Consider the following 25575-nt stretch of genomic DNA (forward strand, 5'->3'; position numbering starts at 1 on the left):
GCCGAGAATTCAATGTAGCCGCGCGGCGAAAAACCGGGTAGGTAGCGAATAGTTTCAACATTCGAAAGTAAAACCATTGAAGCAGTTCACGGTCGGCCCGGCGCTGCTGGCCTTCGCGAGGACGGTCGAGCACGGCAGCTTCGCCGCCGCCGCCCGCACGATGAACCAGTCGCCCGCGGCGCTCGGCCAAAATGTGGCGCGGCTGGAAGATTTTCTCGGCGTGAGGCTGCTCAACCGGACCACCCGCACCATGAGCCTGACACCCGAAGGCCGGATGCTGATCGAGCGGGCGCGCGGACCGCTCGGCGAAATCGAGGAGATCAGCCGCATCTTCGAGGAGCGACGCGGCAAGGTGGCTGGTCCATTGCGGGTGTCGGCCCCCGTCGGTGTCGCGCGGCATCAGCTCGTTCCCCTGATCGCGCGCTTTGCGGCGCTGCACCCGGCCGTGCAAATCGAACTCGATGCATCAGACGAGGTGCGCGACTTTGCCGAGGGCGCGATCGACGTCAGCTTGCGGATTCTGCGGCCGCAGGATTCCTCGGTCATCGCCCGGCCGATCACCACGCTGCAGGCACACACCCTGGCCTCGCCCGCTTACCTCAAATCGGCCGGCGTGCCGGTGGAGCCTCGCGACCTGATGCAGCACCGATGCATCGGCTACCGCTATTCAGGCTCCGGCCGGATTGCCGATCTTCATTTCCGGATCGGCGGCAAGGACGTCACGCTGGCGTTTCAGCCGACGCTGATCGTCAATGACGTGGAAGCGGCCTGCGAACTGGCTGCAAGCGGGCTGGGCATCGTGCAGCCGCCCAGCAACTATGCGGCCCACTACCTCGAGAACCGGCTTCTGGTGCAGGTGTTGTCCCGCTTCGCGGCCACGCCGTGGCGCGTCTATCTCTGCTATCCCAATCGCAGCAAGCTGCCGCTCCGTGTCCGCGCCTTCATCGAATTCGCCCGCGACCACCTCAAGCAGACATCCGCGCTGACGGGTTTTGACGACAAGCCGCGAGCCCGGCGGTCGTCGCGGTAAGGCCTGCGGACCGATCGGGATCAGGGCGCGGCATGCAAATCATTCCCAGGCAAAACAGCACAGCATTACGTCCGAGGTAATCGAAACGCGTCACTGGCCGGGTCATCTTTCGAAACGAACCCCAAGCCAAAGGAGAACCGCTATGATCCACCCGTCCACATTCCTGAACCGCGCCCTGCTCGCCGACGCCGTCTTCAGCGGCGCTGCCGCGGTTGCGCTAACGCTAGGCGCCGGCATGCTCGCGCCGTTGCTCAATCTGCCGGAAGTGTTGCTGCGCGAGACCGGCCTGTTCCTGATAGCCTATACGGCGCTGGTCGGCTGGCTGGCGGCGCGCTCATCGGTACCGAAGGCGCTGGTGTTGCTGGTGATCGCAGGCAACGCGGCCTGGACTCTCGGCAGCGTCGCGCTGTTGTTCTCGGGCGCGGTGGCGCCGAACCTGCTCGGCCAGGTCTTCATCGTCGCGCAGGCGATAGCGACGGGCGTGTTTGCCGAGTTGCAATATGTCGGGCTGCGCAAGAGTGGCGGCGTGGCGACGGCGTGAGCACGTTCAGCACCGTCATTCCGGGGCGATGCGAAAGCATCGAACTGCGGTGCGCAATTGCGCACCTGAGAATCTCGAGATTCCCCGATGCGCAATTGCGCATCTGGGGTCTGGTGCTAACGCACCATCCCGGAATGACGCTAGCGAGCGTCAGCTCAAGACCAACGCCGCGATCATTCCCGCAAAGGTCAGGGCCAGCCCGATGACGAGCATCGGCACCAGGCTGCTGCCCGAATACGGATCGGCCTGCTCTTTGCTGGTCACGACATGTGCACGATCAGTCATCAGTTCGCTCCTGCCTGGTTGCGCCGAAATCTTTCCCCGTAGCCGAGCATGGCCCCGTGGGCTCCGGCGACGCCGAGTTCGAGGCTTGCCGCAATCCGCCGCGCCCGTTCCACGAAATGGGATTCAGCCTCCGGCGGACAGATCTCGCGGGCGGTGGCCTCGAACAGTTCGAGCCAGCGATCGAAATGCCCGGCATCGACCGGCAGCGGCAGATGTTTGGCCATCGGCGTACCGTGATAACGCCCTGTCATCAGCGCGACCGACGACCAGAAGGCGCACATCCGGGCGAGATGCGGCTCCCAATCCCTGATGCGGGCATCGAAGATCGGCGCCAGCACCGCGTCAGCGCGAACCTTGGCGTAGAAGCCGCGCACCAGGCGCTCGATCATCGCCTCGGTAATCCCGGTGCGTTCCATGATCTCGGCCGTGATCCGCTCGCGCCGCTCCGATCCCGCCGCATTCGCTTCCATTCCGGTCGCCTTCATGATGCCTCTAAATAAGTATTTCATATACCTATTTAGCCGGCTATCATCGATTTGCAAGCCAACCTTTTCGAGGACCACCCATGCGCCTGACGTCGTTTACGGATTTTGCCTTGCGCGCCCTGATGCGGCTGGCGGGTGAGCCGGGCCGGACGTTCGCCACCAATGAAATCGCGGCCGAGTTCGGCATTTCCCGCAACCATTTGGCCAAGGTGGTGCGCGACCTCGCCGATAGCGGCTTCATCAATACCCAGCGCGGCGTCGGCGGCGGGTTCGCGCTGGCGCGGCCTGCCGGGTCGATCACGATCGGCGAGGTGGTGCGAGCACTCGAAGGGCCGGCACTGGTCGAATGCTTCCGCGAGGATGGCGGCAGTTGCTTGCTGATGCCGCGCTGCCGGCTGAAGGCGAAGCTGGCCGCCGCCCGCGAAGCCTTCATGAGCGAACTCGACGCCACCACGCTGGCGGAATGCGCCTATCCCGTACCAACCAGGAAAAGCCCGGCGCCCGCGTGACGGCCGCAACATCCCTGGGTGCCGCGCATGGCACCGGCGGTTTCGTTTCGTGACCGACCAGCCCGACGCTATCAGCGCTCTGCGCTCGAATGTGGCGACCCATCGCCCGCCAGATCCGGGCGCAAGATCGGCGGGTAGTTCGTGGCCAGGACCGGAACGATGTGCGCTGGAACCGAAGCCTGGCGCGTTGCTCCGGCCGGCTTCCCGTCGGTGACCCTGACGCGGCTGTTGCCGTTGAGCGATTTGACGGTTGAAGAGTGGCCGTTGAGTTTCTTGTTTGGCGCGCGCTCGGCCCTGGCCCGTTTTTCGGTCAGCGTTTTTGCGAGCTTTTTCTTCTTCAGCTGTTCTTTCAGCTTCTCCTTGGCTTTCGCCAGCTTCTCCGCCTTCTTTTTCGCCTTCCGCTCGGCCTTGGCCTTCAGGCGGGCTCTTTCCGCCCGCGCCTCGGCGCGCTGCTTCTTGCGCTTCTTCTCGCAGGCCGCGCATTTGCAGCCGATCGGCTTGAGGTAGGCCTTGAAATACTCGGTGCCGTAATCGTAGTTGATTTCATCGCCAGGCTCGATGTTCTTGATGGCGCGGATGAAGACCTTGCGCTTGCGCGGGCGAACCTCGGATTCCGCGTTCGGCTTGCAGGCGTGGTTGATGTAGCGGGCGACGTTCGCGCGCACCGACCCATCGATGGTCCAGCGGTCGTTCAGCTGGAACAGATATTTGTTCTCGATCGCATCGTCTTTCTTCTTCTTGCAATCCAGCAGCGGGCCAAGATATCGGACTATTCGAGTGCCCTTCTTGATCCGCTTGGTGGCGAAGAGGCCAAGGCCGGTGCGGGAGCGGCCGACGCGATAGGGCTTTTTCGACGATATGGTGGACATTATGGCTATATGACTTGCACGCTTGGGAAACGAGGACCTGCGAAGCCGCCCTTCTAGGACGATTCCGCGCCAATGTCAGGTGCTTCGCCGCATTCTCCTGAACCTTCCCCAGAATGCATGCGTCATATGACCGGGTTCCCGAAGACAGCGAGTGACTGGATGAAGCCTTTGCCTTGCTTGCGACCCGGCACCTTGGTCGTCACGGTACTGTCATGCGCGTCGCTTGGCTCGACCGCATCGGCGAGCGCCCAAACATTCAGCAGCAGCTATACATCGACGGTGCCGAAAGACTGCCGGCTGGTCGGCCGGCCGAACGGGCTCGACGACAGCACGACGCGGGTGTGTCCCGGTAGATCGGCCCTGGTGGTGCTGGTCAGCGAAGGCGATCTACGCGAAACCGTATCGGTCGGCCGCAACCGCGCAGAAGCAGCAAAGGAACCGGCGTCGGGTTCCGGGTTCGGGCCGTTCAATTCGACCGCCCACACGGTCGAATGGCGCGCGGTGGACGGCAGGCCGTTCGCGATCATCCAGCGCTGGTTGATCGCCGACAATGACGACCCCGACAAGAACGGCCGCCCGATCGCCAAGCCGGTGCTGGCGGTGACGCGACTGCCGCCGGGAGCGGTCTGTCACGTCGCCTATATCGACGGCCAGGCCAACCGCAACCCGAACGAACTCGCCCGCCAGGCGGCCAACGATTTCGCGCGCGACTTCAAATGCGGCAAGGACGAGGCGAAAGTGATCGGCGAGCGCGGCCGCGCGGTGGAACTGGCAAAGCGTTAGTCAGTGGCGCATCGTTGCCGCGTCAACGGCAAGGCTTTAGAGTGCGCCCGACCATGGATCATGACGACATCAAACCGGGAGCGGCGATGCAGACGAAATTGATTGCTCTCCTAGTTGCCGGCTTCGCGCTCAGCGGCTGCTGCGCGTCGGGCACCGGCTGCCCCTCACCGAGCGCGGGCATGCCGCTCGCATGGGACGGGTTGGGCGAAGCGCCGACGGCAGATGGCGAGCCTGGCACGGAGACCCGGCCGAAGCGAAGCACCGCCCGCAGTCGCGAGATTATTGTCGGCCCGCTGATTGAGCGCCGCTCCACGTCGGCTGCCCAATCGCGCCCCGAAGAGCAGTGGACCCGGGGGCCCGTTGAAGACCGCGAGGCAGATGCAAGACTTTCGCGCCAGATCATGATTTGCCGGGATTGCTGAGCCCCGGATGTTGCCATCCGCCGCGCCGGACAGTCCATCGCCTCGCCAACAAGGCCGGTGCCTACTGGCCCGGCGGCCGGCTCACGGTCGAGCGCAGCATCGCGTCCAGCAACTGGTCAACTCCGGTGCCTTCCGGCAGCCGGCGCTGGATGTCCTTCAGCCTGCCGTCGAGCAACAGCGTTGTGAACCCGTGGACCAGCGACCACGCCCGCGCGATCGCGGCGGCCTGGTCGAGCGACAGCGGCGGCGGCGCCTCGCCCGAGGGCGTCGGCTTGCGGCCGGCGCCGACCGCGCTCGCCAACCCCTCGAACGAGGCGCTTGCCGCCTCGCGCAGCGAGGGCCGCGTCATGTCGAGCCGCTCGGTTCGGAACATCAGGCCGTACATGCCGGGACGCGCCTGCGCATAGGCGACATAGGCCTTGGCGCGGGCCATCGCCTTCATCAGCGGCAGCGTTTCGGTATTGCCGGCCGCCGCCATCGCTGCGTTGAAACGGCGGAAGCCGATGGCTGCGAGTTCGCTGAGCAGCCCGGTGAGATCGCCGAAATGATGCGTGGGCGCGGCATGCGAAACGCCGGCCTCGCGCGCCACCGCCCGCAGCGTCAGGCCCGGCATCCCGTCGCGTTCCAGCACCCGCTCGGCGGCGGCGAGCAGGGCGTCGTGCAGGTCACCGTGATGATAGGGCGCCTCGCCGAGCGGACGACGCCGCCGGGCAGCCGCCGTTGCGGCCACCGGTCCCGCCGGACGGCGTTTGGCGGCGGGCCGGGTCGTTCTCTCTCTTGATGATCTGGTCATGGCTCAACTTATAACCTCAATTTTTACACTGTAAAGATTTAGCTTGACGGCCGTTGAGAACGTCCCTAATGATATCTTTACGGTGTAAAGATTTGCCTGGAGGAACGCCCGATGCGCGACAAGGCCATGACCGAGCCGCCCCGAAACAATCTCGCCCCGATACCGATGGAGTGCGACGCGCCGCATCTGAAGATCACCGGCGAATTGCCGCGCGAGCTCAACGGCACGCTTTATCGCAACGGCCCGAACCCGCAATTCGACGCGCCCGGCGCCCACTGGTTCGTCGGCGACGGCATGCTGCACGCGTTCCATCTGGAGAACCGCCGCGCCAGCTACCGCAACCGCTGGGTCCGCACCCCGAAATGGCTGGCCGAGCACGACGCCGGCCGCGCCCTGTTCGGCGGCTTCGGCCGCAAGTTGCCCGATGCGCCGGCCTTGACCACCGACGATGGCGGCGTCGCCAACACCAACATCATCTTCCACGCCGGCCGGCTGCTGGCGCTGGAGGAAGGCCGCCTGCCGACCGAGATCGAGCCCGGCACGCTCAACCGAAAAGGCTATTGCGACTATGCCGGGGCCATCAAGGGGCCGTTCACGGCGCATCCCAAGATCGATCCCGTGACCGGCGAGATGGCGTTCTTCGGCTACAACGCCGCTGGCCCCCTGACGGCGACCCTCTCCTTTGGAACCGTCAATGCGTCCGGCGTGGTGACGCGGTTCGATCGCCTCGAGGCGCCCTACGCCAGCATGGTCCACGATTTCATCGTCACCGAAAACCACCTGCTGTTTCCGATCCTGCCCATCACCGGCAGCATGGAGCGGGCGATGCGCGGCAAGCCGCCCTACGCCTGGGAGCCCGAGAAAGGCGCCTGTGTCGGCGTGATGAAGCGCAACGGGTCGGCGCGCGACATCACCTGGTTCCGCGCCGAAAGCTGCTTCGTCTTCCACGTCATGAACGCGTGGGAGGACGGCAATCGCATCGTTGCCGACGTCATGCAGTCCGAGGAAGCGCCGCTGTTCACCCATCCCGACGGCACCAAGACGGATCCGGCAAAGTCCTGCGCCAGGCACTGCCGCTGGACCTTCGACCTCGCCGGCAATACCGACCGCTTCACGCAGAGCTATCTCGACGACCTCACCGGCGAATTTCCGCGCATCGATGACCGCCGCGCGGGACGGGCGAACCGCCATGACTGGTACGCCTGCGCCAACCCTGATCTGCCGATGTTCGGCGCGCTATCCGGCATTGTCCATGTCGACGGCCATGGCAAGCGGCTAGGCAAATATCTGCTGCCGGCCGGCGACACCATTTCCGAACCCGTTTTCGTCGAGCGCGCCGCCGATGCCGCCGAGGGCGACGGCTGGCTGCTGTCGGCGGTCTGGCGCGCCCGGGAGAACCGCAGCGATCTGGCGGTGTTCAACGCCGCCGATATCGAGGCTGGCCCGGTCGCGCTGGTGCATCTCGGCCATCGCGTGCCGGACGGCTTCCACGGCAATTGGTTCAATGCGGCCTGAGATCCGAACCAGTCAACCGCCGTCATTCCGGGGCATCGCGCAGCGATGAACCCGGAATCCAGAGATTACAAGCACAAGATTTGTGAGAGATGCACATGCAGATGCCCTCCATCACCGCGGCCTACCTCGCCGTCCTCGCCTTGCTCTACACGGTTCTCGCGGCGCAGGTCGGCAGGCTGCGCCGGGGCAACCGGATAGCTTTCGGCGACAATGGAAACCCGGAGCTGCGCAGCGCGATTCGCGCCCACGCCAACTTCATCGAATACGTGCCGATCATCGCGCTGATGGTCGCGATGCTGGAAATGTCAGGTCTGCCGGCGATGGGGGTGCATCTGTTGATGCTCGCGCTGTTGCTGTCGCGGCTGTTGCATCCGCTCGGCATGTACGCCGCGCCCAATACGCTGCAATTCCGTATCGGCCGGATCGGCGGCATTGCGATCACGCTGCTCCTGCTGCCCGCCTGCGCCGTGATGATCCTGTGGCGCACGCTGATGGTCATCTAGGTTTGAAAAAACTCCCTGCAAATAAACCATTCCTCATCACCTCGTTTTAATTCCGGCGGTCCAGGGATTGATTGCGCCCGGATCAGCCGCAACCCGATCAGCGGAGAGCAAGCCCATGAAGGACGTATTCGCCAAACTGGCCGCCGATTTCTTCTCCACCATCCTGTTCGTCGCGGTCTACCTCGCCACCGACAATGTGCTGCTGGCAACCGGCGTGGCGATCGCGGGCGCCGTCGGTCAGGTGGTCTACGCGCGCGTCAAGGGCCATCCGCTCGGCTACATGACCTGGGCCAGCCTTGCGCTCGTCATCGTGCTTGGTAGCGCGACGCTGCTGACCCACGACCCGCGCTTCGTGCTGGTGAAGCCGGCGATCGGGCATTTTGCGATCGGCGTCATCATGCTCAAGCGCGGCTGGCTGTTGCGCTATGTGCCGCCGATCGTGACCGAGACCATTCCGGAATACGTCACCTTCGCGGGCTATGCCTGGGCCGCGCTGATGTTCGCGCTCGGCGCCGGCACCATCGCGGTGGCGCTGACCGGCGACATGAAGCTGTGGACGTTCTATGTGACGGTGGTTCTGGTCGGGGCCAAGGTTGCGGCTTTTGCAATTCAATACGTCGCGTTTCGTATTTCGGTCGGCAGCCGGATTCGCGCCGCCGCCCAGCGCGCCTGAAAAATACGCGGCAAAAAGAGGCTTGAGACACTTGGGCTTGTGTGGCGAGATGGGTTATACCGCCGCCGGGTTCAGCGGGATCTTGCAAGCCATTCCGGTTTGCAGGGAAATGTCGGGGAGACCAAGATGGCCGTGGACGGAAACTGGAACATTACCATGAGCACGCCGATGGGCGAGCGCAAGGCCACGCTCACGGTGAAGAGCGCGGGCGGCACCCTGACGGGTACGCAGGGCGCCGACGGCAATTCCGGCGAAATCTTCGACGGCACCGTGAATGGCGACGACGTCGCCTGGAAGATCTCCATCACCAACCCGATGCCGCTGACGCTCGCCTTCACCGGCAAGGTCTCCGGCGACAGCATGTCCGGCGAAATGGGCATCGGCCCGATGGGCAGCTTCCCGTTCACGGGAATGCGGGCGTAACTTCCGGCTCCGAGCCGTTTCGCGCTCGGCCGTTACGCGCGGGCCGGCCCCGCGCATCGGGCATCTCCGGGAGGTTGATGGCAAGGACGCGCAACGCGCCCTTGCCCGGCCATAACGAGGTGGCGGCTCTCACCCCAGATTCAGTTCCTTGAAGAAATCGTTGCCCTTGTCGTCGATGATGATGAAGGCCGGGAAGTCCTCGACCTCGATCCGCCAGATCGCTTCCATGCCGAGCTCGGGATATTCCACCACCTCTACCTTCTTGATGCAGTGCTCGGCGAGGTTGGCCGCCGCGCCGCCGATCGAGCCGAGATAGAAGCCGCCGTGCTTCTTGCAGGCCTCGCGCACCGCGGGCGCGCGGTTGCCCTTGGCCACCATCACCATCGAGCCGCCCGCCGCCTGGAACTGGTCGACGAATGAGTCCATCCGCCCCGCGGTGGTCGGGCCGAACGCGCCGGAGGCATAGCCGTCGGGGGTCTTGGCGGGGCCGGCGTAATACACCGGGTGGTTCTTGAAATAGTCCGGCAGCGGCTCGCCCTTCTCCAGCCGCTCGCGCAACTTGGCGTGGGCGGAATCCCGCGCCACGATCATGGTGCCGGTCATCGACACCCGCGTCTTGATCGGGTGACTGGCAAGGGTGGCGAGAATGTCCTTCATCGGCCGGTTGAGATCGATCCTGACGACCTCGCCACCGAGCGACTGCTCGACCGCCGGAAGGTACTGCGCCGGGTTGTGCTCGAGCTCTTCGAGAAAGACGCCGTCCTTGGTGATCTTGCCGAGCACCTGGCGGTCGGCCGAACAGGACACGCCGAGCCCGATCGGCAGCGATGCGCCATGGCGCGGCATCCGGATCACGCGCACGTCGTGGCAGAAATACTTGCCGCCGAACTGGGCGCCGACGCCGAGCGATTGGGTCATGGCAAGAATCTGCTGCTCCATTTCAAGGTCGCGGAACGCGTTGCCATCCGCCGAACCCTGCGTCGGCAGCGCGTCCAGATAACGCGCGGACGCAAGCTTCACCGTCTTCATGCAGAGTTCGGCCGAGGTGCCGCCGATCACGATCGCCAGATGATAGGGCGGGCACGCCGCGGTGCCCAGGGTGAGCACCTTTTCCTTCAGGAACGCCAGCAGGCGATCCCTGGTCAGCACCGAGGGCGTTGCCTGGAACAGAAAGCTCTTGTTGGCGGAGCCGCCGCCCTTGGCCATGAACATGAACTTGTAGGCCGAGTCTGTTTCTGCAGAGCCGCCCTCGGCATAGATCTCGCATTGCGCCGGCATGTTGTTGGCGGTGTTCTTCTCCTCGTACATCGACAGCGGCGCCACCTGCGAATAGCGCAGGTTGCGGCGCAGATAGGCGTCGCGCGCGCCTTCCGAGAGCGCCGCCTCGTCGTCGCCGTCGGTGATGACGTTGCAACCCTTCTTGCCCATGATGATGGCGGTGCCGGTGTCCTGGCACATCGGCAGCACGCCGCCGGCGGCGATGTTGGCGTTCTTGAGGAAATCGAAAGCGACGAACTTGTCGTTGTCGCTGGCTTCGTTGTCGTCGAGAATCGCGCGCAACTGTTTCAGATGCCCCGGCCGCAGATAGTGGTTGATGTCGCCGAAGGCGGCTTCCGACAGCGCCCGCAGCGCCTCGCGCGATACCACCAGCATGTCGCGTCCAAGCACCTTCTCGACCCGCACGCCCTCGGCCGTGATCTTCTTGTAGGGCGTGGTGTCGGCACCGAGCGGAAACAGCGGCGTGTGCTTGTAGGGCGGTACGGGTTTCGGGTCGGGAAAGGCGGTCGGGGCGTTCATGGCGGGCTCGCGGGTTGGAAGGACCGGAAGACGTCCCGGGGGACGCCGGGCCGGCGATAGAGCCGTTCTAAGCCCTTTTCGCCCAAAAGAAAGGGAGCGTTCTTTTCGCGCAACAGGTCCGTGCCCGAATCGCCGCACCGATCGCCACCGACCAATTGCGCGGCGACCACCCCTTGCAGGAAATCCGCGCGCGGGTTTCAATGGTGCAAAGGGACATTCACCATGGATTTGAGACGACGCCTTCGCCGCCCGATCTTGCTTGCCGCATGTCTGGCGCTGCTGGGGGCCATCAGCGCCTCGCCGGCGCACGCCGACCGCTGTGACGACATCGCCAAGGAGTTGCGAAACCAGATCGACGGCCTCAAGGTCGGCATCAGCACCGGCAAGACGATCTATCTGTCGCATCCGGCCGCCAAGGAACTGTCGCTCGGCTGCCGTGGCCGCAACTTTTCCAACGAGCTCTACGCCAAGGCCGATCGCAAGCCCAGGCCCGAGTTTTACGCGCTGGTCGCGTCCGCCGGCGCCATCATCTTTACCATTACAAAGCAGGACGTTGCGACCGGCTCCACCCGTTGCATCAGGCGCATGGGCATCTTGCGCGGTGACAAGGTCACGATGCGCTTCCGCCGGCTCAACATGGAATGCACCCGCACCAGGACCGAGGCCTCGATCGCGATCACCCGCGGCAAGGACGAATAGTCCGGCCCGATCGCCACCGTGGCGTTTTCGGGCAAAAGACTGACCGGGACGCAGAAGACTGCTCCCGGGATGCAGAAGACTGCTCCCGCGGATGCAGACAATTTTAGCAAACCCGGAAGCCGCGCGTTGACCACCGGCCGCAATTGACGCTGTTGCGCCGCATTGACCAGGACGAATTCACCAATCATTCGCTCCAGGCCGCCAGAGTCGGAAACAACAACAAGGATGTTTCCGATGAATGTATCCCCTGTCAGCGCCCCGGTAGCGACGAATCCGCCTGAACCCGGTCCGCGAAAGCCCCCTGAAAAGACCCCCGACGTGCAGAACGGCGCCGCCGCCGACGGCACCCGCACGCCGCAGCCGACGCTGGTAGCGGCCCTGCCGCCGGGCCAGGGAAGGCGGATCGATCAGCTGACCTGAAGCGCTTCCGCGGCTCCGGTCAAAGCCGCAACTTTGCCAAAGAAACCGCGTTACCGTCCTTGTTGAACGCAAGGATGGTGGACGGAAATGGCCGACAGCAAGACCTACACCGGGGGCTGCCATTGCGGCCAGGTGCGCTTCGAATGCACCACCGATCTTTCGATGGTCACCGACTGCAACTGCTCGATCTGCACCAAGAAGGGACTGCACTTCACCTTCCTCGACCCGCAGAGCTTTCAGCTCCGTGCCGGTGGGGAGAACCTGAAGGAATATCTCTTCAACAAGCACGCGATCCACCACCAGATCTGCGTCGATTGCGGGGTCGAGGTGTTCGCGCGCGGCAGGAAGCCCGACGGTGCGGAGGTGGTGGCGCTCAACGTGAGCTGTATCGACGGCATCGAACTGGCGAAGCTGAGGATGACGGCGGTCGATGGCCGGAACAAGTGATGCCGCTCACGCGTCCAGTTCCCTGTAGCACCGGAATATCCCCTCCTCGTTGAATGCGATCCGCCGGTCGCTGGCGAGATAGGCCTTGATGTTCGGCCGCGCCGCAACGCGGTCGCGCAGTTCGACCAGGCCAGGAGTTTTCCGCTCGAACCCCTTCATTCGCTTCGGGAACGCGTAGCGCAGCCCGTCGACGATCTGGAACAGCGACAAGTCGACATAGGTCAGGCGGCGGCCGGTGATCCAGCCACCGCCCTGCGCCGCCAGCAGCGCTTCGAAATAGCCGAGGTACTTCGGCACGCGGGCCTTCCAGAACGCATCGGTACGCTTCCTGGCCGCCGGCTTCTGCTCCTCATAGTAGAGCGAGGGCCCAAGCGGATGATGGGTGTCGTGAATCTCCAGCACCAGGTCTGCTATCGTGAGCTGCAACTGATGCACCCATAGTCGTCCTGCTTCTGCCTTCGGGGCCAGCCCGTGGCGCGACCCGAGATAGAGCAGGATGTTGGCGGTTTGCCCGATCACGAGTTTGCCGGCCTTGAGGAACGGCGGCGCGAACGGCGGGGTTCCCTTCACGGCTTCCATCATTCGCGTCATCCTGGCCAGACCCTGGCTGCTGCGCGCTACGTCGGCGTAGCCGACGCCGGCCTCTTCGAGCGCAAGGCGGACATATTCGCCGCGTCCCTGGATGTTCGGCCAATAGTAGAGTTCGTAGCGCATATCGACGCCTCCCGCCCCTCGTTGAGCCGGCCTAACAAATCACTGCGGATGCGGTCCGTCACCCCGTAACCGGGTCACGGCGCAATGCGCAATTACGGTTCCTCAACGCTATTTCGCGACAGGCGGCACCTTGAACAACGTGTCGCTCGCTTCCAACCCCCGGTTAACCGCGGCCCCCTAACTTGCCCCGAAACAAGGTTGGGTCATGTCACAAGCTGCTCCCTATGCATTTGCCTACCACCAGATTCTGGTGGCGATCTCGGGTTCGGTGTGCCTGTTTGGAACCTGGGTCGGCATGCGCCACTTCGCCCGGGCGCGCGCCACCCGCGGCTCAACGCGCGTCGGCTGGCTGTTCCTGGCCTCGGTCGGCACCGGCGCGGCGTTGTGGGCATCGACCTTCATCTCGATCCTGGCGCTCGATGCGTCTCTCAATTCCGGTTTCGAGCCGGTCGCAACCGGCGTGGTCCTGCTGGTCGCCATCGTCGCCTGCTTCCTGGGCTTCGAGATCGGCAGCCGTCACTTCACGCTGGCCCCGGAAGCCGGCGGGCTGGTGATCGGCGCCGGCATTCTCGTCATGCATTTCATCGCCTTCAAGAGCTGGCATATCGAAGGCCGGGTTGAATGGAATAGTTTTGGCGTCGCCATGACCTTCCTGCTTGGCCTTGGCTTGTCGGCGCTCGCCGTCAACCGCGCCAACAGGCCGGTCACCCGCTGGTGCCGCCATGGCGCCGCGGTGGTGCTGGCCTTCATGATCTGCGCCATGCACTACGCCCTGACGGCCTCGGCCGCCACGATCGCCGACCCGTCCATGCTGCTTCCAGCGTATGTCATCCCGGCGCATGTCCTCGGCCTCGCCGTTTTTGGTGCAATACTGCTGGTGATGGGGTCGGGTTTCTCCACCTATGTCATCGACATGAAAATCCGCACCGAATCGGCGGACCGAATCCATCAACTATCGTTCAACGACAGCATGACCGGTTTGCCGAACCGCATTGCTTTCAACGAACGGCTGGCCTTCGACGCCGCCGACGCGCATGAGCGGGCGCAACAACTCGCCGCGTTTTCGATCAATCTCGATGGATTCAAGGTCGTCAACGACATGTTCAACCACAGCACCGGCGACCTGTTGCTGATTGAGGTCGCCGAGCGGATGCGCCGCAGGCTGGGCCCCGGCGAGTTCCTGGCCCGCCAGGGCGGCGATGAGTTTCTCGGCCTGCAGATGTCAGGCAATCATCCCCGGGATGCGGAGGCCTTTGCCGAGCGGATCGCGGGGGTCTTCGCCCAACCGTTCCAGGTTGGCGACCAGCAGGTCCGCCTCACCGCCTCGATCGGCTACGCGATCTTTCCAGTCGACACGCCGGATCGCGACCAGATGCTCAGCAACGCCAGGCTTGCGATGGACCGCGGCAAGAGCAAGCAGCGCGGCCTGATCTGCCGTTATCATCAGGAGATGGACGACACCGCGCGTGCCCGCCGCGCGCTGGCCCGCGACCTCCAGTCGGCCGCCGCGCGCGGCGAACTCGAACTGCATTATCAACTGCAGGCAACGCTTGCCGACGGAAAAACCTGCGGAGCCGAGGCCTTGATGCGATGGCATCATCCAAAACGCGGCATGATCTCGCCGGCGGAGTTCATCCCGCTGGCCGAGGAGACCGGCGCCATCGTTGCCATGGGTGAATGGGCGCTACGCACCGCCTGCCGCGACGCCGCCGAAGGCAGGATTCCCGGCACCGTCGCCGTCAATTTGTCGCCCTTGCAGTTCGGCCGTGACGATCTGGCCGACGTGATCCATGCCATCCTGCTCGAAACCGGGCTGTCGCCCCGCCGCCTCGAGGTCGAGGTGACGGAATCCACCATCATGTCCGACCAGAGCCGTGGCCTGCACATCCTGCGCAAGCTGAAGGCGATGGGGATCTCGGTGGCGATGGACGATTTCGGCACCGGCTATTCGTCGCTGGCGACGCTACATGCGTTTCCGTTCGACAAGATCAAGCTCGACCAGTCATTCGTCAAACGGCTGCCGGGCGATGCCGCCGCGGCTGCCATCGTCCGCACCGTGTTGAAGCTGGGCGAAAGCCTCGGCATGCCGGTGCTGGCCGAGGGCATCGAGACCGCAGCGCAATGGGAATTTCTTCGGAGCGAGGGCTGCGCCCGGGGACAGGGCTATTTGTTCGCCCGACCCGCAAGTCTTCGGCAACTGCCGGACGCGATCGAGGCCGCCGCCCGCTTCGCAAGCGATGAGCCGCCCGCCAAGGCATTCGCCCGCGCGCGGGCGGCTACGTGATCAGGCATCGCAACGCTCGGGCCCGGCGGCAACGACACGCGCCCTAGAAAAAAGGCGCCGCGGAGTTAACCGCAGCGCCTTCTTTATCTAGTCCAGCTCGGTCAGCTTGTCTGCTGGATGGCCGACAGTTCCCAGTCGCCGCCGCGGCGCCGGGCGAAGGTCCAGACTTCGGTGGCTTCGGTCGGCGTTTCGCTGCCTGCGATCAGGCGGCCGGTGGTGCGCTCCACGGTCTTGTCGACCAGCGAGAACCGCATCGCCACGCTGGCATAGTCGGTCTCGCCTTCGCGCCAGGCTTCAGCAAGGTCACCCTGCAGCAGCTTGACGTCGCTGACCTTGTTGAGGTCGTTGCGCGCCTTGTTCTCCTCGAGGTCCTTGGAGAAATACGACACCATCTCCGGCGTCGCCAAAGTATGCAGCTTCTCGACGTCCTCGTTGGACCACGCGGCCTGAACCTCGCCGAGCAGCCGTTCGAACGCTTCATAGTCTTCCGGCTGGATTTCCAGCGGCGCGCTGCCAGATCCCAGCCCAAAGCCCATGCCGGAGCGGAAACTGGTCGGTCCACCGGGGCCTTCGGTCGGTCCTGCGGCGGCCGGCCCGGTAGCGCCAGGTCCGGTAGCGCCAAGTCCTGTAGCGCCAGGTCCTGCCGCGCCAGGTCCTGCGGCATAGGCCGAGGCGGTTGCCGCGTGGCGGCGCTGCCACCACGACATCGCCAGCCGCACCACGATGATGACCAGGCCGACCTGAAGCAGCAGGCCGATGATCGAGGACAAGCTGCCGAGGCCGGAGAACAGTCCCCCGCCGAACAGCATGCCGAGCAGGCCGGCGCCGAGGAAGCCCGCGGCGAGGCCGCCGAGCATGCCCATGCCCGGCCGGTTGAAGAACCCGCCCTTGGCTGCGCCGGCGGCGGCCGGTGCGCCCACGGCGGGAGCGCCGGGTTGGGCAAAGGTTCGGTTCATGGGTTGGGCAGCGCCCGGAGCGGTGGTCGTGCTCGGGGGCGCCGAATAGGTCTTCGATCCCCGCGAACCGGAGCTGCTCTTGCCGCCGACGCGGGCGTCAGCCGCCGATATCGTGAGCGACAACGGGAGCGCCACCGACATGACGATCGCGATGGTCCGGACAATTCCGCGCGCAGTGTGCGAGAAACTCATGTGTTTTTCCTCAATCCCCGGCATTGGGGAAACTCCCCCTAAGATGGGCAGGGCTGCCTAAAAGTGAAGCCATTATCGGACCTGGTGGCTGCGGCCCTCGGTCGCGGGCATGTGACGATCTGGAAGATTCTCGAGCCAGCGGGAGGCCGGTTCGCCGGCAGAACCAAGGCTGTAGCGATCGTTTCAATTCAACGAAATCGGAAGCTGCCATGAACCCCGCTTTTGGGCGTGACCGGCGACCTGCCCTTGCAGCGGCCGTCAGGGAGCCGTCATGGTTTCCTTCACCTTCTCCACCAGCGCGCTCAGCGCAAACGGTTTTGGCAGGAAGGCGAATTGCTCGTTCTCCGGCAGGCTCTTGTCGAAGGCCTCCTCGGCGTAGCCGGAGACGAAGATGATCTTGAGGTTGGGATTGCGCTTGCGCATTTCCCGCAGCAGCGTCGGTCCGTCCATTTCCGGCATCACCACGTCGGAAACCACAAGGTCGACCGCACCGTCCTTCTCGTCCAGCGCCTCCATCGCCTCGACACCATTGGCGGCCTCGATCACGCTGTAGCCGCGCGAACGAAGCCCGCGCGCGTTCAGGGACCGCAGGCCGTCCTCGTCTTCCACCAGCAGGATGGTGCCCTGCCCGGTCAGGTCGGGTCGCGGCTTCGGCGCCTCCGCCGCGGGCCGCTTGGCCGTGCCGCTTGCGGCCGGGGCTTCGGGCTGAGCCTCGAGTTCGGGACGATGCCGGGGCAGGAAAATCCGAAACGAGGTGCCCTGGCCGGGCGTCGAGTCCACATAGACGAAGCCGCCGGTCTGCTTGACGATGCCATACACCGTCGAGAGGCCGAGCCCGGTGCCTTTGCCGACTTCCTTGGTCGAGAAGAACGGCTCGAATATCTTGTCGACAATATCGGGTGGGATGCCTGTGCCGGTGTCGGAGACATCGATCCGCACATAGTCGGCGGCCGGCATGCCCTTGTAGGACAACTGCGCGGCCTCATCCGCCGTGACGTTGGCCGTCTTCACCGTCAGCTTGCCGCCATCGGCCATCGCGTCGCGGGCGTTGACCGCAAGATTGACGATCACCTGCTCGAACTGGGAGACGTCGACCTTGACCGGCCAGAGGTCGCGGCCATGCACGAGGTCGAGCCTGACCTTCTCCCCGATCAGGCGGCGGAGCAGCATGGTCAGATCGCTCAATGCGTCGCCGAGATCGAGCACCTGCGGGCGCAGCGTCTGGCGGCGCGAAAACGCCAGCAGCTGGCGCACCAGCGTCGCGGCGCGGGTCGCGTTCTGCTTGATCTGCATGATGTCCTGGAACGACGGATCGGTCGGCTTGTGGGCGTTCAGCAGGAAGTCGTTCGCCATCATGATGGCGGACAGCACGTTGTTGAAATCGTGCGCGATGCCGCCGGCGAGCTGACCGACCATGTCCATCTTCTGAGACTGGTTGATCTGGTTTTCCAGCGTGCGCCGCTCGGTGGTTTCCAGCATGTACACGACGGCGGCTTCGGTGTCGCGCTCGTCTTCCTCGACCGGGGTGACGAAGAACTGCCCCCAGCGCTCCCTGGCGCCGTCGAGCATGGCCTCGACCGGGGCGATGTCGCCCTGGCCTTCGGCCGCCTGGTTGATCGCCGCGATCAGGAGGCCGCGGTCGCGAGGATTCACCGTACGGAAAATCGACTTGTTGGCCGCGCCATCCGGAGCCAGGCCTTGCGCCAGCTTGGCGAAGCGGGCATTGGCGCGCACCACCGCGCCGGCGCGATCGACGGTGGCGATCGCCATCGGCGTATGGTCGAAGAACCGCATGAAACGGACTTCGGCGGCGCGTTCGGGGTCGGAATGTTCGTCGCGCGCGCGGCTGATCACCAGCGTGCGCGAGGAGCCCGGCGCGCCGTCGGCGCCGAAGGCGAGCTTGTGATAGAGCCGGACCGGCATGGTCTTGCCGCCGCGCATGCGCAGGTCGATGTCGAACACTTCGGTCTTGACTTCGCCGGGCGCCGCCACGATCGAGGTCAGGAGCGAGGCGCCGTCGCCGGAGACGACGTCGGTCAGCCTGAGGCCGCCGGACCCGATCTCGGCAAGATCGTGATCGAGCCAGTTCGCCAGGGTGGCGTTGACGTAGACGACGTCGCCGGCCGGATCGACCGAGAAGAAGCCGCACGGCGCGTGATCGAGATATTCGATCGCGTGTTGCAGTTCCTTGAACACGTCCTCCTGGCGCTCGCGGTCGCGCGTGATGTCGGCGATCGACCACACCGCGTATTTCGCCTCGCGCCTGTCCTGGCCGAGCGGGCGAACCCGCATCCTGAGCCAGCGGCCGTGCGCGCCCTCGCCGCCGGCGATGCGCACTTCCTCCTGCTGCCGCTTGCCCTCGCGCGCAGCCTTGAGCAGGCGGAACACCGCTTCGGAGACGTCGGGGTTGCCGATGAATACGCGCTCGACCGGTCGCACGTCCTGCGCGGTCGCAGCGCCGGTCAGCGCCAGATAGGCGGCGTTGGCGTAGACCACGTGACCCTTGGGATCGGTCACCGCCAGCCCGTCAGGGGCGTGATCGGCGAGCCGGCCCCGCACCGGGTCGTCGGCGGTGCGGTCGGCGAACCGGATGATTCCGGCGGCGAAGGCGAACAGATTGAACAGGCCGACCATGGCAAGCAGCGCCAGCACGCCGAGAATATAGGGCTGGGCCTGGGCCCTGCCGATGGTCGTCAGCGCCACCGCCACCGCCACGATGCCGGCGGCGACCAGCAGCACCAGCACGATGCTGCCGCCACGCCGCGCCGGTTCGTGGCCCGCAATCGGCTCGGAAGACGAATGGCTGTCGGTTTCGGCGGTCATATCAAGTGGCGCGGCCCTTTGGCATGGAGTGGCGCGCGGGTTCGCGCGTCGCACCTGAGTGCCTGAATCGGGACCGCCAGCGCAAGTCCATCAGGCGGTTATTTGACAGACTGGCGGCATTTCAAGGCGGTTTTCGGCTGTTCCATCAGGTCCGCCGCCCGGAAAGCCCCTTCTTCAGCCCCATCACGTAGCCAATGATCTCGGCGACGGCGTGATAGTGTTCGACCGGGATCTCCTCGTCGATGTTGACCGTGGCATGGAGCGCGCGCGCCAGCGGCACGTTCTCGACGATCGGGATGTCGTGCTTCCTGGCGATTTCCCGGATCTTGAGCGCGATGTTGTCGACGCCCTTGGCGACGCAGATCGGCGCCGACATGTCGCGGTCATAGGACAAGGCCACCGAATAGTGGGTCGGGTTGGTGATGATGACGCTGGCATTGGGAACCGCGGCCATCATGCGCTTCTTCATCCGCTGCTGCCGCAACTGGCGGATCTTGGCCTTGATGTGGGGGTCGCCTTCGGACTGCTTGAACTCGTCCTTGATCTCCTGCAGCGACATTTTCTGCCGCTCGAACCATTCCCGGTATTGAAACAGGTAGTCGGCGATCGCCACCGCGGCCAGCATCGCCACCACCGCGCCCATCAATTGCAGGGTGAGGTTGTTGGTGACGCCCAGGATCGCCGAAGGGTCCAGCCGCAGGAACGATTCCAGGCGGTCGCGTTCCGGCCACAGCACCGCCACCATGACGGCGCCGAGCGCTCCCAGCTTGAACAGGCCCTTGGCGAAATTCGCTATCGCCTGCTTGCCGAAGATGCGCTTCAGCCCGGCGCCCGGCGAAACCTTGCTGAATTTCGGCTTCAGCGATTCCGCCGACCACACCAGGCGGTGCTGGATCATGTTGCCGGCGATCGCGGCGATCGCCAGCAGCAGCAGCGGCACGCCGACCGCGCCGAGGACGGCATAGCCCAGCGTGTTGCCGAGCGCGAGCAGCGCCGCGCCATCGGCGCGAAGCTGCCCCGAACTGGCGATCAGGTTGCGCAGCGGCGTCATAATGCCGCCGCCCATCGATCCCGAGAAGGTCGACAGCACCAGCGTGGCGCCGGCGATCACGAACCAGGTGTTGACCTCCTGGCTCTTGGCGACGTCGCCCTTGGCGTGGGCGTCGTCGAGACGCTTTTGCGTAGGGTCTTCGGTTTTGTCGTCGGTATCTTCGGCCATCGCGGCGCTCTAGCATCCTGTTGGGGGACGATGATCTTCGCGGAGAGCCGGTATCCGATACGGCGGATCGTGCTCTATTTCAGCGGCGTCAACTGCTGCATGACGCCGTTGAAGTAGTCGAGATAGGTGCCCATCATGCCGGTCAGGACCAGCGCGAAGATCAAAAAGCCGATCATGATCGACAGCGGAACGCCGACGAAATAGACCTGCATCGCCGGCATCAGCCGCGCCAGCACGCCAAGGCCGATGTTGAAGACGAGGCCGAACACCAGGAACGGCGCCGAAAGCTGGATGCCGATCTTGAAGGCGGTGGCGAAGGCGCGGGTGGCGAGTGCGGCGACGTCGCCGCTCGGCATCAGTTCGCCCGGCGAGAAGATCCGGTAGCTCTCGTTCAGCGCCGATATCACCAGATGGTGACTGTCGGTGGCGAACAGCAGCGTCATGCCGAGAATCGAGAGGAAGTTGCCGATCAGCACCCCCTGCTGGCCCTGCGTCGGATCGACCGCGGTGACGAAGCCGAGGCCGAGTTGCTGGGCGATCACCGAGCCCGCGACCGCAAGCGCCGACAGCGTTACCCGCGCGGTGGCGCCGAGCACGATGCCAATGACGATCTCGTGGACCATCAACACGCCCATCGCCGTCATCGACGTCAGGTCGACCTGGTAGGCGGCGCGGTGCAGCGGCAGGATGATCAGCGTCAGCAACAGCGCGATCGCCAGCTTGATTCGCACCGGGATGTTGTTCTCGCCAAACCCCGGCAGCAGCATCACCATGGCGCCGACGCGGGCGAACACCAGCATGAAGGTGGCGGCAAGGGCCGGCAGCATGGAGATGTCGACGCGCATTCAGGCACAATGCCTTAACCGCCTATGATTCGCGACGATATCCGCATCATGTGCCCGTGCATCGAATCCGCCATGAACGGCAGGGCCAGCAACAGCGTCACGAACATCGCCAGGATCTTCGGCACGAAGATCAGCGTCTGTTCCTGAATCTGCGTCAGCGCCTGGAACAGCGACACCACGACGCCGACCACGAGGCCGATCACCATCATCGGCGCCGACACCACCACGATGGTCCAGATCGCATCGCGCGCCACGTCAAGGGTTTCAGCACCGGTCATTTGTTGTTCTCGCTCTCACTTGTTACGTCTGTTACGTCGTTCCGGGGCGATGCAAAGCATCGAACTATGGTGCGCAATTGCGCACCTGAGAACCTCGAGATTCCGGGTTCGCTTCGCGCCCCGGAATGACACCATCAATCAGATCGGCATCTTCATGATGTCCTCGTAGGACTGGATGACGCGGTCGCGCACCGACACCAGGGTCGAGACGGCGACGTCGGTCTCGGCCACCGCCGTCACCACGTCCATGACGTTGGCCTTGCCGGACGCCATCGCCATGGTCTGGGCGTCGGATCTCTTGCCGGCATCCAGCACGCTGCCGACGGCGTCCTTGAGCACCGCGCTGAAGGACGGCCCGCCGGCGGGCTGGCTGCCCTTCTCGGCGCCGCCGGTTTCCATGATGCGGGAGAGCGCGGCGTAGGCGTTTGCGGCAACGGTGGGTGAAGCCATGATTTAGGTTCCTGTTCAGGCCTTGAGGATGTCGAGCGTGCGTTGAATCATCCGGCGCGTGGCGCTGATGATGTTGAGATTGGCCTCGTAGGACCGCTGCGCCTCGCGCATGTCGGTCATTTCGACCAGCGGATTGACGTTCGGATATTTGACATTGCCGGCGGCGTCGGCGGCCGGATTGCCCGGTTCATGCTTGATGCGGAACGCGGTCTGGTCGGGTCGGATTTTTCCAAGCGTCACCACCCTGGCGTCCAGCGACCGGTCGAGCGCCGAGGAGAACGTCGGCACCTTGCGGCGATAGGGATCGGCGCCGGCGGTCGGCCCGGTCGAGTCCACGTTGGCGATGTTTTCCGAGATCACCCGCATCCGTCCCGCCTGCGCGCGCAGGCCGGAGGTGGCGATGCTCATCGAGCGGGCGAAGTCGCTTCCATTGTCTGCCATGATCAGGTTCCCTTACGACGCGTCAGCGTTTTCCGATGGCGGTCTTGAGCAGTCCGAGGCTGCGGCTGTAGAGCGAGGTGGCGGCGGCGTAGTCCATCTGGTTGGCGGACACTTTCAGCATCTGGTCTTCCAGGTTGACGGCGTTTCCGGCGGGCTTGGTCAAGAACCCGCTCTTGCCGCCGTCACCCCTGAAGCTTTGTCCGCCGCCCGAGCCGCCGATATGGGTCGCGCTGGTGCGAATCACCGCCAGCGAACCCATCGCGCCGCCGGCATTGGCGCCCCTGGCGTCGAATTTCGGATCGATCAGGTCATTGGGTCTGAAGTTCGGTGTGTTGGCGTTGGAAATGTTCTCGGCAAGCACCCGCTGACGTTCCTGGTGCCACTGCATCTTGGTGCGCAGCGCCGACAGGATCGGTAGATCGTTGATGGCCATGGCGGGCGGCTCCCGTTAACCTCTGGCGACGCCGCGAGGTAGGCAGAATTTGCCCGGTGCATGGTTAACAGCTGGTTAAGATATTCACGCCGGCCGGGGAACACGGCTGATACCAGTGAACGGCGGCGGAACGAGCGTATTTTCGCCACGAAAACTGCGTTAACCAGCCCCGGCCGTCGCGGCCGGGGGCGCTCAGAAGGCGTTTTGGATCAGCCGATTCTTGGTCTATTAGTTAATGGACAGCGGCATAGCCGTGGGGAACTGGGAAGCAAGCTGATCTTGGACGTGATTCGCCGGGTGCGGGTCGCCTGCGGGCATGATCGGGGATCGTGTTCGAGCAGGAAGACCGGGACCGCGCGCGCTGAAGCCAACATGCGAGAACGGGCCGAGGCCGGGGACTAAAGAATGCAGACACTGACATTCCTTTTCGCATTCATCGCCGTATTGGGGTTGATCGGCGTCGCCGCCTGGCTGGTTCGCCGTTTCGCCAACAACCGACTCGGCCCCAACACCAACCGGGGACGCATGCCGCGGCTTGCCGTGATCGATGCCGCCGCCGTGGACGGCCGCCGGCGTCTGGTTCTGGTACGCCGCGACAATGTCGAGCATCTGTTGATGATCGGCGGTCCGACCGACATCGTGGTGGAATCCAGCATCGTGCGCGCCACGTCCGGGCGGGACCAGGTGCCGCGCGCCGCAACGCCCGGCGAGCAGCCGCCGCGGATCGCGCCGCTGCCCGACGTCGGCTGGGGCGGCGAGCCTGCGAGGACCGAGCCACGCACCGCCGAGGCTTTCGATCTTCCCGCCGAACCGCAAATGCCGGAGCCCCCGCCGCGTCCCGCATCCCGGCCTGTCTTTCCCGACGACGTGCGCCGGCAGCCGGCGGCTGAGCGCCGGAGCGACCCACTGGCGGGCTTTGCGCCGGAACCGCCTGGCGGTCGCGTCGATGCGGCGCCCGCACGCCTGACCCGCTCCGAACCGATGATGCCCCGGCCGGCGCGTGCGCTCGAATCCTCGAAGGCGCCGGCCCGCGCCGCCGCGCCGCCGCCCACTCCGCCTCCAGTTCCCACGCCGTCGAGCGCCGACCAAAATCTGGCCGAGATGGCGCAACGGCTGGAGGCCGCCTTGCGCCGACCGCCGGAGCCGGTTGCCCCGCCCGTTGCGCCCGAAACGCCGACCGCTCGTCCCCCCCGCAACGAGGCGCCCGCGCCCGCGGCCACGCCGAAGGGCGGCTTCGATAACCTCGAGGACGAGATGGCGTCATTGCTGGGCCGCCCGAAGACGCCTTCGTGAGGCCGGCGGCATTTCCGCGTGGAGTAGTATTTCTGACATCGCTGCTGGCCGGATCGCTCGCTGATCCGGTTCTGGCGCAGGACATCAGCATCAATCTCGGCCAGGGTGGCGGTGGCGTCACCGAACGCGCGATCCAGCTGATCGCGCTGTTGACGGTGCTCTCGATCGCGCCCTCGATCCTGGTCATGATGACGTCGTTCACGCGGATCGTCGTCGTGCTGTCGTTGCTGCGCACGGCGCTGGGCACCGCCACTGCCCCGCCCAACTCCGTGATCATCGCGCTGGCGATGTTCCTGACCGCTTTCGTCATGGGCCCGGTGCTGCAGAAATCCTATGACGACGGCATCAAGCCGCTGATCGCCAACCAGATGGGTGTTGAGGAGGCATTGCAGAAGGCCTCGGTGCCGCTGCGCGGCTTCATGCAGAAGAACGTCCGCGAGAAGGACCTGAAGCTGTTCGTCGATCTCTCCGGCGAGCCGCCGCCGGCGACGCCGGACGACCTGTCGCTGCGGATTCTGGTTCCGGCCTTCATGATCTCGGAATTGAAACGGGCCTTCGAGATCGGGTTTTTGCTGTTCCTTCCGTTCCTGATCATCGACCTCGTGGTTGCCTCGATATTGATGTCGATGGGCATGATGATGCTGCCGCCGGTCGTGGTGTCGCTGCCGTTCAAACTGATCTTTTTCGTGCTGGTCGACGGCTGGTCGCTGGTGGCGGGAAGCCTGGTGCAGAGTTACAGCGGCGGTTAGAGCGACCGGCGCGACGCGGCTCCCGCTCGATGACGGAAAATTGTTTCCGCCCCGCAACCAAAACAGGTCATAGCGGATTATCGTCGGCGCAACTTGGGGAGATTTCCATGAAGATCGCAGGATTGACGATCGCTGTCACCGCGGCTGTCACCATCGTTGCAACATCGGCGCTTGCCCAGCAGGAGCGCAGCGGACTTGTCACCAAGATAGACCGCATCAATGGAACCATCGCGATCCGCAACAACCCCGACGCCACCGTCGGTGCCAGCCCCGGCGCCGCGGAAGAGTTCAAGGTACAGGACGCCGCGCGGCTGAACGCGCTGCACGCCGGCGACAGGGTCACCTTCGCCGTCAGCGACACCCCGGGTGCCAAGATCATCACCAAGATCGAGAAGAAGTAGTTAGCGCGGCGCGCGATCGAGCGAGGCGCGCAGTTCGGCGACCGCCTCGTCGCAATAGTCGTTGAGTTTCTGCAGCCGCTGCTCCAGCGCGCGGAGTTTCCCAGCGCGTTTCGCCGGCCCTTCCCGGTCAATGTTGAACCTGTCGGCCGGCGAAGGTCGCGATGCCTCCGCCCTCGCTCGCACCGGCTTGTCACCACGCTTTACCGAAGACATACGCACGCCCTACAAATCAATACGCCCCACAAACCAATGAGCCGGCCCGGATGAAAATCCGAGCGGCGTTTCCCAATGGTAACGCGCCAG

General features: G+C 64.8%; 31 protein-coding genes. 16 read left to right on the top strand and 15 right to left on the bottom strand.

Annotation, left to right across the window (positions count from 1 at the left end; translation table 11 throughout):
* Positions 1-76 precede the first annotated feature (76 nt).
* Positions 77-1030 (top strand): LysR family transcriptional regulator, encoded by a 954-nt coding sequence (locus tag Q0D31_RS14090; RefSeq protein ID WP_291851764.1) that lies wholly within the window; start codon positions 77-79, stop codon positions 1028-1030.
* Between the two features lie 142 nt (positions 1031-1172).
* Complete coding sequence (locus Q0D31_RS14095) at positions 1173-1571, top strand: hypothetical protein (protein ID WP_291851767.1); 399 nt, start codon at positions 1173-1175, stop codon at positions 1569-1571.
* Between the two features lie 150 nt (positions 1572-1721).
* Here Q0D31_RS14095 and Q0D31_RS14100 read toward each other — a convergent pair whose 3' ends face one another.
* Both Q0D31_RS14100 and Q0D31_RS14105 read right to left on the bottom strand, forming a co-directional pair.
* Positions 1722-1856: a hypothetical protein gene (locus Q0D31_RS14100; protein WP_291851770.1), complete on the bottom strand. Its 135-nt coding sequence runs from the start codon at positions 1854-1856 to the stop codon at positions 1722-1724.
* A complete protein-coding gene (locus tag Q0D31_RS14105) occupies positions 1856-2341 on the bottom strand; it encodes a group III truncated hemoglobin (protein WP_291851773.1) in 486 nt (161 codons plus the stop codon). The genes Q0D31_RS14100 and Q0D31_RS14105 overlap by 1 nt, the downstream gene beginning before the upstream one ends.
* Before the next feature lie 80 nt (positions 2342-2421).
* On the opposite strand from Q0D31_RS14105, the gene Q0D31_RS14110 reads away from it, so the two are divergent.
* On the top strand, positions 2422-2850 hold the full coding sequence (locus Q0D31_RS14110) for an Rrf2 family transcriptional regulator (RefSeq protein WP_291851777.1): 429 nt from the start codon (positions 2422-2424) through the stop codon (positions 2848-2850).
* 71 nt (positions 2851-2921) lie between these two features.
* Here Q0D31_RS14110 and Q0D31_RS14115 read toward each other — a convergent pair whose 3' ends face one another.
* Positions 2922-3719 carry an SET domain-containing protein gene (locus tag Q0D31_RS14115; RefSeq protein ID WP_291851780.1) on the bottom strand — a complete coding sequence of 266 codons (798 nt, stop codon included), beginning with the start codon at positions 3717-3719 and terminating at the stop codon, positions 2922-2924.
* A 159-nt stretch (positions 3720-3878) separates the two neighbouring features.
* Here Q0D31_RS14115 and Q0D31_RS14120 point away from each other — a divergent pair, with 159 nt between their 5' ends.
* Both Q0D31_RS14120 and Q0D31_RS14125 read left to right on the top strand, forming a co-directional pair.
* Positions 3879-4502, top strand: a complete 624-nt coding sequence (locus Q0D31_RS14120; RefSeq protein ID WP_291851783.1) for a hypothetical protein — start codon at positions 3879-3881, stop codon at positions 4500-4502.
* 53 nt (positions 4503-4555) lie between these two features.
* Positions 4556-4924 (top strand): hypothetical protein, encoded by a 369-nt coding sequence (locus tag Q0D31_RS14125; RefSeq protein WP_291851785.1) that lies wholly within the window; start codon positions 4556-4558, stop codon positions 4922-4924.
* Positions 4925-4985: 61 nt separating this feature from the next.
* Here Q0D31_RS14125 and Q0D31_RS14130 read toward each other — a convergent pair whose 3' ends face one another.
* Positions 4986-5717, bottom strand: coding sequence for a TetR/AcrR family transcriptional regulator (locus Q0D31_RS14130; RefSeq protein ID WP_291851788.1), 732 nt, complete (start codon positions 5715-5717; stop codon positions 4986-4988).
* Positions 5718-5828: 111 nt separating this feature from the next.
* On the opposite strand from Q0D31_RS14130, the gene Q0D31_RS14135 reads away from it, so the two are divergent.
* The 4 genes from Q0D31_RS14135 to Q0D31_RS14150 all read left to right on the top strand — a co-directional run bounded on the left by Q0D31_RS14135 (position 5829) and on the right by Q0D31_RS14150 (position 8831).
* A complete protein-coding gene (locus Q0D31_RS14135; RefSeq protein ID WP_291851791.1) occupies positions 5829-7232 on the top strand; it encodes a carotenoid oxygenase family protein in 1404 nt (467 codons plus the stop codon).
* A gap of 95 nt (positions 7233-7327) precedes the next feature.
* The gene (locus Q0D31_RS14140; RefSeq protein ID WP_291851794.1) at positions 7328-7735 is read left to right on the top strand and encodes an MAPEG family protein; all 408 of its coding nucleotides are present in this window, start codon (positions 7328-7330) and stop codon (positions 7733-7735) included.
* 115 nt (positions 7736-7850) lie between these two features.
* Positions 7851-8408 carry a septation protein IspZ gene (locus tag Q0D31_RS14145; protein WP_291851796.1) on the top strand — a complete coding sequence of 186 codons (558 nt, stop codon included), beginning with the start codon at positions 7851-7853 and terminating at the stop codon, positions 8406-8408.
* A 126-nt stretch (positions 8409-8534) separates the two neighbouring features.
* Positions 8535-8831: a hypothetical protein gene (locus tag Q0D31_RS14150; protein WP_291851799.1), complete on the top strand. Its 297-nt coding sequence runs from the start codon at positions 8535-8537 to the stop codon at positions 8829-8831.
* 129 nt (positions 8832-8960) lie between these two features.
* Here the strand turns inward: Q0D31_RS14150 and Q0D31_RS14155 are convergent, their stop codons facing one another.
* Positions 8961-10628, bottom strand: a complete 1668-nt coding sequence (locus Q0D31_RS14155) for a fumarate hydratase (protein ID WP_291851802.1) — start codon at positions 10626-10628, stop codon at positions 8961-8963.
* A gap of 222 nt (positions 10629-10850) precedes the next feature.
* On the opposite strand from Q0D31_RS14155, the gene Q0D31_RS14160 reads away from it, so the two are divergent.
* The 3 genes from Q0D31_RS14160 to Q0D31_RS14170 all read left to right on the top strand — a co-directional run bounded on the left by Q0D31_RS14160 (position 10851) and on the right by Q0D31_RS14170 (position 12194).
* Positions 10851-11327 carry a hypothetical protein gene (locus tag Q0D31_RS14160; protein WP_291851804.1) on the top strand — a complete coding sequence of 159 codons (477 nt, stop codon included), beginning with the start codon at positions 10851-10853 and terminating at the stop codon, positions 11325-11327.
* Positions 11328-11561: 234 nt separating this feature from the next.
* Positions 11562-11747 carry a hypothetical protein gene (locus Q0D31_RS14165; RefSeq protein WP_291851806.1) on the top strand — a complete coding sequence of 62 codons (186 nt, stop codon included), beginning with the start codon at positions 11562-11564 and terminating at the stop codon, positions 11745-11747.
* Positions 11748-11834: 87 nt separating this feature from the next.
* Positions 11835-12194 (top strand): GFA family protein, encoded by a 360-nt coding sequence (locus Q0D31_RS14170; protein WP_291851809.1) that lies wholly within the window; start codon positions 11835-11837, stop codon positions 12192-12194.
* Between the two features lie 6 nt (positions 12195-12200).
* Here the strand turns inward: Q0D31_RS14170 and Q0D31_RS14175 are convergent, their stop codons facing one another.
* A complete protein-coding gene (locus tag Q0D31_RS14175) occupies positions 12201-12908 on the bottom strand; it encodes a glutathione S-transferase (RefSeq protein WP_291851812.1) in 708 nt (235 codons plus the stop codon).
* Positions 12909-13113: 205 nt separating this feature from the next.
* On the opposite strand from Q0D31_RS14175, the gene Q0D31_RS14180 reads away from it, so the two are divergent.
* Positions 13114-15192, top strand: a complete 2079-nt coding sequence (locus tag Q0D31_RS14180) for an EAL domain-containing protein (protein ID WP_291851815.1) — start codon at positions 13114-13116, stop codon at positions 15190-15192.
* Positions 15193-15293: 101 nt separating this feature from the next.
* Here Q0D31_RS14180 and Q0D31_RS14185 read toward each other — a convergent pair whose 3' ends face one another.
* From Q0D31_RS14185 to flgB, 8 genes are all read right to left on the bottom strand, one after another.
* Entirely contained in the window at positions 15294-16340 is a 1047-nt protein-coding gene (locus Q0D31_RS14185) for a Tim44-like domain-containing protein (RefSeq protein WP_291851818.1), read from the bottom strand.
* A gap of 258 nt (positions 16341-16598) precedes the next feature.
* Complete coding sequence (gene cckA / locus Q0D31_RS14190; RefSeq protein WP_291851821.1) at positions 16599-19163, bottom strand: cell cycle histidine kinase CckA; 2565 nt, start codon at positions 19161-19163, stop codon at positions 16599-16601.
* Positions 19164-19308: 145 nt separating this feature from the next.
* Complete coding sequence (flhB, locus tag Q0D31_RS14195; protein ID WP_291851824.1) at positions 19309-20382, bottom strand: flagellar biosynthesis protein FlhB; 1074 nt, start codon at positions 20380-20382, stop codon at positions 19309-19311.
* Between the two features lie 74 nt (positions 20383-20456).
* The gene (fliR, locus tag Q0D31_RS14200) at positions 20457-21227 is read right to left on the bottom strand and encodes a flagellar biosynthetic protein FliR (protein WP_291851827.1); all 771 of its coding nucleotides are present in this window, start codon (positions 21225-21227) and stop codon (positions 20457-20459) included.
* A gap of 14 nt (positions 21228-21241) precedes the next feature.
* Positions 21242-21505 carry a flagellar biosynthesis protein FliQ gene (gene fliQ, locus Q0D31_RS14205; protein WP_291851830.1) on the bottom strand — a complete coding sequence of 88 codons (264 nt, stop codon included), beginning with the start codon at positions 21503-21505 and terminating at the stop codon, positions 21242-21244.
* 138 nt (positions 21506-21643) lie between these two features.
* Positions 21644-21955, bottom strand: coding sequence for a flagellar hook-basal body complex protein FliE (gene fliE, locus Q0D31_RS14210; RefSeq protein WP_291851832.1), 312 nt, complete (start codon positions 21953-21955; stop codon positions 21644-21646).
* Between the two features lie 15 nt (positions 21956-21970).
* On the bottom strand, positions 21971-22396 hold the full coding sequence (gene flgC, locus Q0D31_RS14215) for a flagellar basal body rod protein FlgC (protein WP_291851835.1): 426 nt from the start codon (positions 22394-22396) through the stop codon (positions 21971-21973).
* 22 nt (positions 22397-22418) lie between these two features.
* A complete protein-coding gene (gene flgB / locus Q0D31_RS14220; protein ID WP_291851838.1) occupies positions 22419-22829 on the bottom strand; it encodes a flagellar basal body rod protein FlgB in 411 nt (136 codons plus the stop codon).
* Between the two features lie 405 nt (positions 22830-23234).
* Between flgB and Q0D31_RS14225 the strand changes: the two genes are divergently transcribed.
* From Q0D31_RS14225 to Q0D31_RS14235, 3 genes are all read left to right on the top strand, one after another.
* Positions 23235-24122 (top strand): flagellar biosynthetic protein FliO, encoded by an 888-nt coding sequence (locus Q0D31_RS14225; RefSeq protein WP_291851841.1) that lies wholly within the window; start codon positions 23235-23237, stop codon positions 24120-24122.
* Positions 24119-24871, top strand: coding sequence for a flagellar type III secretion system pore protein FliP (gene fliP / locus Q0D31_RS14230; protein WP_291851844.1), 753 nt, complete (start codon positions 24119-24121; stop codon positions 24869-24871). The genes Q0D31_RS14225 and fliP overlap by 4 nt, the downstream gene beginning before the upstream one ends.
* A gap of 107 nt (positions 24872-24978) precedes the next feature.
* Positions 24979-25272, top strand: a complete 294-nt coding sequence (locus Q0D31_RS14235) for a copper-binding protein (RefSeq protein ID WP_291851847.1) — start codon at positions 24979-24981, stop codon at positions 25270-25272.
* Here the strand turns inward: Q0D31_RS14235 and Q0D31_RS14240 are convergent, their stop codons facing one another.
* A complete protein-coding gene (locus Q0D31_RS14240; protein WP_291851850.1) occupies positions 25273-25485 on the bottom strand; it encodes a hypothetical protein in 213 nt (70 codons plus the stop codon).
* Positions 25486-25575 lie beyond the last annotated feature (90 nt).

This window comes from Bradyrhizobium sp. (assembly GCF_022844465.1).
Lineage (GTDB): Bacteria > Pseudomonadota > Alphaproteobacteria > Rhizobiales > Xanthobacteraceae > Bradyrhizobium.